The 13,729-nt window shown below is 34.8% G+C and carries 3 protein-coding genes; all 3 read right to left on the bottom strand.

Going from position 1 to position 13,729, the window contains the following annotated elements:
- Nucleotides 1-52 precede the first annotated feature (52 nt).
- The 3 genes from A8L32_RS21935 to A8L32_RS21925 all read right to left on the bottom strand — a co-directional run bounded on the left by A8L32_RS21935 (nucleotide 53) and on the right by A8L32_RS21925 (nucleotide 13,059).
- The gene (locus A8L32_RS21935; RefSeq protein ID WP_066633297.1) at nucleotides 53-7,624 is read right to left on the bottom strand and encodes a SprB repeat-containing protein; all 7,572 of its coding nucleotides are present in this window, start codon (nucleotides 7,622-7,624) and stop codon (nucleotides 53-55) included.
- The gene (locus A8L32_RS21930) at nucleotides 7,614-12,074 is read right to left on the bottom strand and encodes a hypothetical protein (protein WP_143525200.1); all 4,461 of its coding nucleotides are present in this window, start codon (nucleotides 12,072-12,074) and stop codon (nucleotides 7,614-7,616) included. Before A8L32_RS21930 ends, A8L32_RS21935 begins: the two co-directional genes overlap by 11 nt.
- A gap of 70 nt (nucleotides 12,075-12,144) precedes the next feature.
- Nucleotides 12,145-13,059 (bottom strand): hypothetical protein, encoded by a 915-nt coding sequence (locus tag A8L32_RS21925; RefSeq protein ID WP_066633291.1) that lies wholly within the window; start codon nucleotides 13,057-13,059, stop codon nucleotides 12,145-12,147.
- Between the last annotated feature and the right edge of the window lie 670 nt (nucleotides 13,060-13,729).

Raw genomic sequence — 13,729 nt, 5'->3', positions numbered from 1 at the left:
TTACTAACTGAATAAGGTTTTTAGAAACGGATAATTGTTCACCGTTCCTAACTTATTCTACAATAACTTTAACCACTTGCCTTTCATCTCCTACTTCAACAAAAACTGCATAAATACCCGGCGAATTTATATTAAAGTCCTCGTTATAGGTATCTAGTCCGTTTACTTTTCTTTTTTCAATTATTTGTCCGTTTTCAATGCGAACCAAATAATAAGTAGCATCTATGGCTTCGCTCAGTTTTAACTTTGCATTAAAATAACCCGAGCTTGGATTTGGTGAGGCCACCAGCGATATTATATTTTGTTGAACAACTTGCTCTTCTTCGTCACCTAGCTCACGATTAGCTTTTGGCGTTACCAGAATAGTTTTGCGTGCCTGCGCCATACAGTTATCACTTTGTGCATTAAGGATGGCCTCGTAATTACCTTCTTCCTCAAATATCACCTTACACAAAAAGTTAGATTTTTCTACTATGCGATGTTTACCACTAAAATACCATTCAAAGCTTTGCGGCTTAGGCTGGCTCACCTCAATAATAATTAAGGTATCTCCTACTGGAACACTACTAGCCATCAGGAACTCAGCAGTTAAATCTGTATCTCTGGTATCAACCCATGCGGTATCTCGTCCAACACAATTATCCTCATCGGTAACTTCTACATAGTATTCTGCTTTATCACTCACCACCCATGCTGTATCTGTGGCAGCATTACCCAAGGAATTACTCCATTTGTAATTTTCATATTTTCCCGGATATAAACGTACATCGTTACCTATACATACAATTTTATCTTCGCCAAGCTGAGGGTAGATAGTTGTTTCGTAAGGTAAGAGATACTGCTTACGGATATGACAATTCATTTTGTCGTAAACATCCAACACGTATATTCCAGTATCTAGTCTATTAATTTTATCATCATCATCGCCATGTAACCATTGATATTGATAAGGAGTTCTTCCCCCTTCAGCCTCTACTTTAATTTCGCCATTAGGAACCCCAAAACACAGCGGAACAAGTGTTGTATTAGAAACACTTAAAGGCTCTGGTTCATAAATACTAAAGTGCTCCGTATCCTCACAACCATAATCATCAAAAACCCTCACGCTATAATCTCCACCACCAATTCTATCAATAGCATAAGTATTGGCTCCATTGGACCAATTTACATAGTGTTTCCAATCCATTGGAGAAACGACTATTTCGGCTTTTCCATCTGCATCATTATTACAAGTAACATCCTTACTACTTGAACTATCAATTTTTAAATAGCTTACATCTACTTTTAAAGTATCAAAACCAATACACTCATCCTCATCCGACACTTGTAAACAATAGGTATCTGGCTCAGTTACTTCAATATTTTGCTTTCGCGAAGAGAAACCATTGACCGAAGTCCATTGAAACTTATTGTAATTACCTGCATCAATTGGTAAAGTATTATAATGACATATTAAAGTATCGTTACCCACGAATGGCATCGCCGTTTTCTGATAAGTAAAATCGTAATTAAACTTTGCATAACAGTTATGACTATCCAATACTTCCAACCAATAACTGGCCTCATCCACCTGCGTTAAAGCATTTGTATTGTTGCCTGTACTCCATAAATAATTATAAGGTGCTGTTCCTCCAGTAGCAACTACATCAAGCGCTCCTTTCTCTCCACCCAAACACAGTGGTTGAACAATTTTATCTACCTTATAATTCAAGTCATCAGGTGTACCGATAGTAAACTCCTTAGTAACTGCACAACCTAAAGTATCACGAACCAACAAGCTATACACGCCTGTTTCCATGGCCCAAGCTGAATCATTTTCACTAACAGGCACTTCTTTTGCCCAAGAGTAATTATACTTTGGCTCTTCGTTTCTAGGGTTACCCAAGCTAACAAATGCCTTGGCCTGACCATCTGCATAAGCATAACAGTCCACATCCTTTACCTGAATAGAGTCGATACTCAAATTGGTGATATCTCCCAATAAAAACTCAAAATGGTACGGACAATTATAGGCATCACGAACCTCAAGAAAATATCTGGATGAATACAACTGGTTGATGTTTGGCGTTGAATAATCTAAATCTAATATTTGGGTTGAATTATCTGCAAAAACGGTATCTTTTTGCCACGTATAAGCATATGGTAATACGCCACCTGTATAAGCCGACTTAATTTCTCCCACGTCTTTTGAACAACGCGATTTTATAATATCGTTAAAGGTTTGAACTAACTCAGACTCCTGCGTAAGCGTTATATTGTTCTGCTGGGTTTCACAACCTAACTTGTCTTTTACAAAAACATCATAGAGTCCAGCGGTTAAATCAGGTACCGAATCTCCCAAAAACCAGTTCGTTTCATCAACTGATACTTTGTAATCAGCATTACCTCCTAAAATATTTAAGGTAATATGTCCGTCATTCCCCTCATAACAATCAATATCCTTGGTATCGCGAATAGATGCGACTAATACATCTGGTTCGGTAATCGTAATGTTTTGCTCATGTTTAACATCCACACTATCCATTACTGTTAATTGATAATCGCCAGCTGTTAAACCGGTAAAAACGCCATCTACAACTGTATCTTCGTTCAGTACGTAGATATAATCTCCCCAACCACCTTTACCTTGAATTTTAAAGTCCGCATCGGATAAGCCATTACAGGTAGGCGCTATTAATTGGGTAGTATCAAACGATAAGGCCAAGTCTGGTTCTACAATGCTGATTTCTCTTCTCATCCATTCCTCATCTTCGTATACACAGCCTGCAGTATCTCGGACTTCTAGTATATAATCTCCAGTAACTAATTTTTCGATAAGCAATGCACTATTTGTTTGCCCTTCTATAATTGGGTTGATATCACCTTTACTTAACCATCTATAATCGAAAAACTCATTTCCTTTTATTACACTACCGTTAATCCAACCAGTATCATCTCCTTTTTTAATAATGTAATTATTGTTGAGGGCTATCTTTGCCGTGTCTGGTTCCTCAATACTAAATGGTTTTGAAGCTACACAGGCATTATTATCTTTTACAAATAATTGATATGCTCCTTTTCGTAAATGATTAAAAAAGTAAGTATCCCCTTTTGAATCCGTTTTAACTACCGTATCATTTTCTGCATCTAAAATAAAATAGTTTAAAAAATCGGTATACTTTACATCGTTGCTCACCGAAGCTTGCACCCAACCATCGATATAGTTAGGACATGATGCTTTAAAAGAGTCATCAATAAAAATATTTAAGGTATCTGGTTGATCAATCGTAAAAATCTCTTGATAAACCACCTGAGCAGTATCTTTTACAAAAATTGTATAATCACCAGCTATTTTATTTATAAAGCTATGGTACGGTAACCAACCATTTTTAATGGTATCTAACGAATATTTATAATCATCAGCATCTCCCCAACCACCAAAACCGTCCACATAAATAGCACCATCCTCAAGTTTATTACAACTTACATCTGTAACCACATCATTCTGTATTCCTAAAGCATTTACAGGTTCCTTTATAGTAAGCGTTTCAGTAAACCATTCACCATAATAATTACATTGAGCCGTATCCTGAAGTTTAAAAGTATAGGTTCCTGCGGGTTGATTTTTTATGACAAAAGTAGTATCGAACATGTTCGAATAAGCAAACATGCTATCGACTAAAACATCACCTTTATCATTTAGCCACTGGTAATTATATTTTTGATTACCCTTTTCAACCGTAATACTATACTTTCCAGTACTTTCATCTTTCGCCCTGATGTAATTATATTTGGAGTCCAAAATTTTAAAAGTATCAGGATTATTTAAAACAATGCCAGGATAAATAGCGGAACAACCATCACTACTTTTAACACTTAAATTGTAAGTTCCATGCGGTAAACTAGAAACAATTAAATTACCCCGTTCAAATATTTGATCATTAACTGCAAAATCAGTACTCGTTATTGAATACATATAATCTAATGAATCTTTAGAAGGTTCAATATTTGGAACTAGTACTGGCGTTATACTGCCCGTTGCTGCATTATGGCAGTTAGGGTGAATTACATCAGTAATGGCCGATATGTTTAAACTATCCGTATCTACTGTAGTCACCACATCTTCACTTAAAATAGTTCTACAACCTTCTGCATCCATGGCTTCCAGTTTATAATGGTTACCCACAGGTAAGTTCGCAAACAGCGCGTCTACTCCATGTATTTTAACGGTATCGATTCCTTCTATCAAATGATACATGTACTCTCCTCCTGTAAATGCAACACCATCCTCTGCTTTTAACCTTATTTTAGCATTTTGTGCTGCAATACAAGAAGCCTCCATATTAAGGAATGGATCGGTAGTAGCGGGTTTAATAGAGTTGGGATTTAACTCAACAACAATAGGTATATTAGCTGAACAGCCAAATTCATCTTCAATGAGAACTTCGTAATTTTGATTGTCTAATTGATTATAGACTCTACTTAAACCATTATCCTCTTTTAAAGTATTAACGTTATTATCACTTTGATCCAAAAAATTAAAAATTGGGAAAGTGCTTGTTGGATAAGAAGCTGTATTTATGGATAAACTTATTTCTCCATTATTAGCCGATTCACAAGCCAGTTTTGTATCTGTAATTGCAGTAATTGTGGGAACCAAATTATTACTCCCTACAGTTATGTCATCTTCGTGCGAACAACCATTTACGTTATGAGAAACTTTAACTGTATATACACCTTTATTTAGATCTTCGAATTTACCACTAGTATTATTTTGCCAGTTGTATATATTAGGATGACCTACTAAATCGTAGTTAAGGTTTCCATCCCAACTTGTTGGAAGTCCTGAAACATCAATTACACCATCGTTAGAGGCATCGCAATGTTCTTCTTCCATTGTCAAAATAAAAGCTTCGAGTGGGTTTGAATTGTAATCCACTAAAATATCGGTAGTTATAAAACAACCCGCTTCATCTTTTACTTTTATAGTATATGTATCTGTACGCTGAACTGAATATGTAACTGAACTGTTAGAATTCTCTGTATAATCAGAATTATTAATACTATAAAAATACTTTTCAGTATCACTACCTCCTGTTTTTTTTCCTCCAACTAATTCTACGTTAATGGCACCGTCGGTCCCTTCAAGACAAGAACTATTGTTTGAAGTTGGATATCCTGTTTGAAAGGCCAATTGGTTTGGAGCTACTCCAATTTGATAATTATTAATGGAAGCCTCACATCCAACATAATCCTTTAAGGTAAAATTATATCTTTTAGTTCCAGATAGACCCTCTTTATAAACTGTTGGGTTAAAATCAGCAAATTCACCACCATCTATAGATAGTTTAAGTAATCCACCTCCATCCAATTGGGCATTTGAAACTAGGAACTTTATCTCACCACTATTATTTTCGCCATCGACAGTATGGGTACATAATGGTTTTATCACATCATCAATAGCCACAGAAATTGGGGTTGACGATACGTCAATATCAAAAGGGTATGAAATAGAGCAGCCTGCTGCATTAACTATATTAACTACGTACGATCCATTTTTAAGATTATTGATTGTTATATTTCTACCATTTGAATCTACATCAGCAGCAGTAAAAATAGTTGGACCACTTGTATATGAAACAGTAAAAGTAGATTCTGCATCCCAACCTCCATTAACCGTATACGAAATACTTCCATTATATGCCGCGGAACAAGAAGAAGGCTCCTTTGACCTCAAAGCAACACTTAAAACAGATGGTTCTGATATATGTTGTGTTAGATCGTCTATACATCCGTTATCATCAGATACGGTGCACGTGTATGTTGCCCCTCCTCTCAAGTTGTTATTAGCTACTCCCTGAACACTATTTATCATGTATGTATAACTTCCTATACCACCGCTAGCTTGCACCGTAATGGTTCCATCTGAAAGACTACTACAAGTTGCATTTGTATAACTATCCAGGCCTAATACCAATTCAGTTCTAGATATATTAATGTTATTTTGGGAATGTACTATTTTGCCACCTTCATCTATAATTTGCAAATTATACGTACCGGGCTCAAGGTCTGAAAACTCTTGTTCTGAGTTTAAACCAAAGCTTTGGGTTGAAGAATAAACCGGACTTGAACATGATAATGTTGCAGAAAAGTTTGGTATTCCACCTTCCGTCACTTTAACAGTAATTTTACCCAACTTTTTCGCAGGTGTAGAAGTATTATTCTCATGACAATCTGGATTATAGGGAGTAACTGTTGCCTTAACTTCCTCGGGTTTTACAAATGATAAGTTAATAGGTTTGCTTTTACATCCTGCATTATCTGTAACATAGAATTCATAAGAGCCTTGGTCAAACTCGGTATTATTAAAAATTGCTCCTTGTTGTGCTCCACCATTCTTTTTATAAAACAATTCAGTAGAACCTTGATTTCCTGAAATAGCCCCACTTATTGTTATGGTGTTATTATATTTTGGAATCTGATACGATTTGTTAGTTCCATCACTAGTTGAGTATTCTGTTGGGGCATCCATACTTAGTTTTAGTTCCTCTTTGTGAAAATAATCCGTTTTAATTACAGGACAAAGGGAACTATTACTTCCATCATAATAAAATGCTTTAACCGCAAAGGCTCCAACACCTAGTTGAGTAGGTATTGTTATTTCAGAGTTTGTAATTGTAATCGGTATTGTTGTTTGCCCACTCCAATAAAAAGTTGAATCAGGATATTCATCAACAGTATATTCTGTATTAGGGCATCCTGAAACTGGTTCATTGGAAAGTTTAGTAATATCTAACCTTAGTACTCGCCCTGGAACATTAGATACTTGTAAATTACTTATAGTGATTTGATCATCCTTTGTATTATAACATGTTGGGGGAGTTGTATTACTTATTGAAAAACTAGGTTCTGGTAAAAAATAAATGCCATTAATAACATTACAATCTTCACCCGCACCTTCTGGATTTTTTACAGAAATCTCTAGTTCCGTATTTAACCATGTATTATCTGGTAGTTTATTAGCATTAATATACGCTACTTTATAGCCACCGTCATCATGCACAGTACAATTTTCAATAATAACAGAGTGATCTATTCGAGTAATATTTGTTACTTCAATATCAACACCACAAAGCTGGTTCGAAGTTTGACCAAGTATAATTTTAATAGGATTATCGCCACAAGCTATTCTATCATTAATGATAATTCCATTAAAAATTGGTTTATACGAAACTTCAAGGAAACCATCTCCACTTAGGTAAGCATTATCACATAAAATCCAACTATCATCTCCTTGCGACGGATCATTTTTTTCTATGTGTGAAAATGAATTGTTGTCAAAAACATTATAAGAATATGAAATATTAGATGGAAGAGATTCCATTACAATACTTTCATTTCCCAATACATAATCACTTCCAATATCTGTATGGTTTGAGTGATGCCAAGTTAAATTTCCAGGTCCTGAGAAGGAAATTGGATTTACCGTATACTTACTTAAATCAAGTCCATAAAATTCATAATGAAATTTAACGTAATATTTTACAGGATCTTGAGCATTTGCTATTTTTATAAAAAACAATAAGCAAACTACAATAATAACTCTAACTAATGTAACCCTTAAATTATTAAACTTACAATTCATTTTCTTTAAAGTTTACTTGACCGAAATCAAATTTGTTAATTAGATTAATTTCTTTCGTACTTGTTACTCTTCCCGTTCCAGGTAAAGTATATTCAAGCTTGTAAGGGTAATTTCCTTTACTCACTTGAGGCCAGGGGTACGTATTTATTATCTTGTCAACCTGCGAATTATTTGGTATCATTCCCGCATCCACCAGATTGGATAGTTTATTTCTTATATCAACATAATCATCAGCCCATAATTTTGGTAATGTATATACAATATGGTATTCCTGAGCAGGTGAAATATAAGTACCACTCGATATCGCACCATCAGTAAGCAACGCGTTATATCCGACTTGCCAGATATCAATCTTTTTAACAGGTGGTATGCCATCTACATTTGTTTCACGCCAAGTAATTTTAGCATCGTCATGCAATGGGTAATTATTATAAATCATTTTTGCATATGTAGATAAATACCAATCAGATTGTTCAAGAATGGCAGAGTGCACTATCAACGGTGAATTATTATTTGAACCACTAATTTCATATTTATCAAAAACCTCATCAGCCTGGATAGTAACCCCTGGAAAATCAACGGCAACTTTCATATTATATAAAAATTGTACATTCAATTCATTGTAATTAATTTTATCTAAAAACTTATTGTATTTACTACATCTAAAATCTAATCCCCAAAAATCTATTTCTTCACCATCGTTTATAACACCGATAGCTTCACGTGTAGTTACTTCAGCACTATTTCCTTCCTCATCATTAATAGCTTGTTCATTATTCTCTATTACATTCCTATCTATTGAAGCATCATTCGATATTGGTTTATGCACCAAATCGAAACGGTAAATTTTACCGTTCAATATACCAGAAGGAACATCCGTCTCAACGGTTCTTGAATCTTTGTTATATTTAACAGGTAAATACATTGATTCTCCATTAACTTCTGTCCATTTTGCCTTTTGAGTATAACCATCCGTATTTTCAAAGAATGGTGCTACCCCAGGGTTAAAAGCAACATAAGCTTTATTGTACTCCTCTTTATAAAAGTTAACCATTCTATCAATTGGATAAGAATATGCAATGGCATCATTAGGAATCTTTTCAGGAAGATTGCCCGTTTTGAAGGTGGCTTCTTTAGTTTCGTAATATACTTTACCATCATCACCTTTATACTGTTGCCATTCACCATTAACTTTTTCATCGAAGCTAACTTTTGCTACTATTTTATAGGTAGAGTTTGAATAGAATATTTCTTGAATTCGGTATGCCAAGGATGTTTTGTCCTCATTCCACTCTATTTCCCCAGGATACTTACTTCCATCCTCAGTGTATACAGCATACTCATTAAGATTAATTTTAAAAGTTTTGGTTAATTCTGGATCCTCCGAAATATGTAGCACCTTATCTACCGGCATATTAAATACAGCTTGAGGCATGGTAAATACATCTACTTCTTCCGCGTCTTTGGCAGGTGTTAGGTCGGCAATAATTTCAAGGTCGGAAAGATCCTTTGCAGTTCTTAATTCACATTTTTCACCCACCGTCATTTTAAACTTACAAGTACCCTTAATCATACCTCCTAAAATGCGATACTTTCCACCTACAACTCCCATTAGCCAGGTTGGATTTGGCCCTTCCATTCGAATGGCTGCCGCTGCTTGAATATTTATAATATCAAATTTCTTTCTTTTACCAAAGATTTTGACTTTGATACCGATTTCTCCTGCAAAGTAGGCATAGGCTTGCCCTTTAGCATACCAACCATTAATCCCTGGTAATCCAGAACGACCTTTACAGAAAACATTAGGACCATAATCTAATAACATGATATCAAAGCCACCTCCAAGTTCAAATTTAGCGTAGAAAATAAGGAAGGTTAAATCCCCAGTATCAAATTTAAAATGTGCTCCAAAAGCTAATCCTTTACCCGTTATTAGCTCTCCATCTTTTCGTTCTCCATTAAATTCGGACTGATCCATGTCTAGAATCTCTAGTACACGCTGGTTCATCATCATAGCATCAGGGATATCATGGCCTGCCATGAAATACGATTTAACCTCCATCAAACCAATAAAGTTTAGACCTATAGGATCGGTTTGAGTACCCATATGTAAATACCATTTATCTGGGTCGATATGCAGTACTCCCCAACCTGCTCTATTTCTTTCTCCAACTCCCTTAAGAACTCCTGCAACATTTATATAAAGTTCCATCTCACTATGAAAAGTGCTATTCTCGACATCCATTAATATAGATACAGACATAGTTATTGGAGAAGGAATTTCATATTTGATAGACTCCCCTTTTACTACATTCTTTGTAATTTTCTTTATTTGCTCTTCAGATACTTCTATACTAAGATTAATAACACTTCCCTCACCTAAGATGAGTATCCTCTTTATTCCGAACGATGACGTAAACTCAATGGTAAATGAGGCCTCGCATTTCACCAACTCTTCATTTACTATAGCAGCGGTTAATCCAGCTTTTATCGTTAAAAAATCATTCGAACTTGGTACATAAGTTACACCGGAAAGTGATTCTCCGAATTTAGAACCCTCTCCTTCGTTGACTTGTTTCATTTTATAAAACAAACCACCTCCAAAACCAGTCATAATAAAAGGATGAGCACCGACTCCACCTTTTGCGTGTAAAAATGCATCAACAAAGAAATACCTAAAACCATCTACTTTACCAAAAACGGCAATTGCTTTTAAATTAAAAGTCTCAGCAAAAGTGGCGTCTACATCTCCTCTAAACCCTTTACCGTATATTGGGTCTCCTTCAATAAATGCTATAGTCCCTTTTATATCAAACGAGCCTTCTACACTTGCTTCAATAGTAATTGCTCCTACTTCTATTCCCTTAAATTTCCAGTTTCCTTTACTTAGGTCTGCTACAATACCTATCTCCGTACCTCCCGAAATTCCAAGTTCGCCCGCCGGTATAAGGTTGATGAAAATATCAAATCCAAACCGTCCAACGCCATCTCCTCTTTTTTGATAGGATATGTCTTTTATTACAATAGGAAAATTATTAAAATCAGGCTTTCCCTCTTTGGATGCTAAAGCCACATATTTAATATCAAATTCCGGAGCTTTAGTGGCTATGCGCATCTCCTGAAACTCAATATAAGGTATTTGAACAAGCTTATCAGATGCCCCTGCTTTTGAAGCACAAGCAAAGGTGATATCACCAGTTAATGTAGCAGCTGGCATAAACTTACCTTGTTCTACCCAAACATCAATTCGTGATGTAGGATCCAGCGTCACTTTGGCTGCAAAAACATTAAATGGCAATTCTTTACCTGGAGTAATGCCAAAATGATAATTTCCATCTGCATCATATAAAGCTTCAAACTTCATCGGATCATCTATACCATCTACTTTAACACCTCCATCTAATTCTAACTTCTTAAAATCACCGGTAAAAAAACTTAATTCAAAGTGAGTTACAGACATGGCCCAACTACCTAGTTTTCCTTCCTCATATGATAAAAGATTTTCTACCCCCATATCTCCCGTCAGTCCAAAATCATCTAATATTAAATCTCTGGCATAAAACGAAGTCGACGTGCCATCACTCTTCTTATACTTCCCGTCTAACACAATTAAAGCCTCTTTTACATAAAAACCTCTCCAAAGTGCAGCCATATCTCCAGTATATCCACCGGGATAACCAGACGGGAATACAAAGCCGGGTGAATTCTGTGTATCGCTACAATCAAGAACAATACTTTCAAATGAAAAGTAAGCTTCATCAAATCCCTTAATTTTAAAAGGCTCAAAACTAAGTTCTAAAACAATATCATTTAGGCTAGAAGCGGATATAAAGAAATCAGTTCTTACCTTACCTCCTACTTTACCCGAATTAACATCTACTTTTTTATATTTCTCTTCATTTAGCTCAACTGCCGCATTAATTCCTAAACTTTTAAAACCTGCACAATCCCAGTTAATAAAACTTCCTGGTTTCCAATACATATAACTACTCTCTCCAAGTTTAGTGCGTAGTTCACTCACTAACTTTAATTCAAAACCATCAATCAATCCACTTTTAAAAGAAAATTTAATATTGTCTGCTCTAAAACGAATTACTTTATTGTCTATCGGATTTTGTATAGACATAAACGCACTAAATTCTGCATATTGGGGATAAATAGTGGCCTTATCGATGATAATAAAATAATTAGGGTCGGCTAGGGTATCTGTATCATATGTAAGGCCAATGGGTAAGGAGAAAAAAGATGCTGAATCGAGACGGTTAACAAAGCGATTTTGCTTTATGATCTCAGATTTTACTGCATCCATAGCTAATTCTGCTTCAGAAACGCTTTCTACTTCTTCTAATAATTCATCAGCCAAAGAAACATTTGTTTCTTCTACAGAAATGCCTGAAAAACTTCGAACAGCGCCTACCTCGTAATGATTAGCCCAAATATTTGGTCCCATAGTTGAAGCTATAATGCAACAAATAATTAGCTTAATTAGTAGTCTAATGGGCTGAATAAGATGGTTTGGCTTAAAGTTCATTAATCTCATATAAATAGTTATACTTAATAATCCAATTTCTAACCTCTAACAAGGTTTTGCTATAGTCATCTGTTATAATATCACCTGTATCATACAGTTGCACAGGAAACTCCTTAATATGTGGAGCAATCATTTCAATTAACCTAAAGGCACAGTTTATCCTTACTTCATTATCTGGATTAGTAGAAGTACAGTTTTCCTCATTAAGTAATATTAGCTGTAATATAAAATCGAAGCATAAACGATTGTTTAAATACAATAAGTCAGGAATTAAATAAAACACCACCTGGTCGTTTATACCAATGTTTTGCACTTTATTTAAGCTGTTTTTAACATGCTCTACATACCCCATTCTACCTAGAGCAAGCTGAATATTCCATTTCAACGAAGGCTTTATATTATCTTCTAATAATAAAGATTCCAAGTAAGGTGCTAAGCTATGAATCTGAAGTTTTCCACATAAACGAACCAAATCACCCATATGTGTTGTTTCCGAATTGATGAAGATAGAGGCTAGCTGACTTTTACTTTGTTCGTTAAAACTGTTAACAGGAAATTCTTGTAAGTAATTTAGTAGGGTGTATTGTTTTTGTTCTGGGAGCTGTTTCAAGCCCTTATTGATAATAAAGAAAACATTATCTTGTTTATTAGCCTTTTCTTTAGCAATAATAACCTCGAGATAAAATAGATAAAAGGCAAAATCTACATCTTGTTCAGTACTTGAAAGAGCATAATCAAACACGTCTTGCTTAGGCAGTTTGTTATGTTCTAACCATTTAACAAGTTCTACTTTAACATATTCTCCTTTTCTATTTCGTTTAAAAAAATCTTTCAAACGACTATCTATCTGTGCTTCTGCACAAATACTTAACAAACTAAAAATAACAATGACCCCAACGCGCATAGATAAATCCAATTTTAATGTATAAATTAATTACACTAATATAATTCATATCACTACGCATGTTAAATTACAATGTTTCACGCTATTTAACTTTTAAAAATATTCTACCAAACTAAAAGCCCGTAATCGTTGATGTATAGTAGCTGCTAGCAAGTATATTTATATTTTAAATAAATAACACTTATTTATTCAACGTTAGTTGCCTTTTACATTTAATTACATTTTAGAATATTATTAACCATACAACATTCTAATAGTGTAAATTCTTATAGTTCATTAGCAAGTTTATAATTAATGAAGCCTAGCCTATTTACAACGGAGTGACTACGTCCTTACATTCATTTACATGGAAAGGAAATTAAAACTATTAGAAGCTGACATTTCTAGTGATTCGTATGTACATATTCCTCAAGCTTTTAAATTACGATATTAATGCGGATGAATCTTCGCAATTAAGGATGTACTAGAAAAACCTAAATTTTCATCGGATAAGTTGAAGCAACAACACTTTATCTTATCCGATGTTCCACAAGGCACGAGAAAAAAAGTAATGAGTTCGTATAGTTATAAAGTCGATAACCCAGCTCGCGCGGATTTAGCGCAGCGCAATCCGTGAAAGCAAATAAGTATTTATAACTGACACTTCAAAGTTACGCTTAAAGATATTTCT

The organism is Labilibacter marinus (assembly GCF_001659685.2).
GTDB lineage: Bacteria > Bacteroidota > Bacteroidia > Bacteroidales > Marinilabiliaceae > Saccharicrinis > Saccharicrinis marinus.
This window is presented reverse-complemented; position numbering and strand designations above follow the sequence as displayed.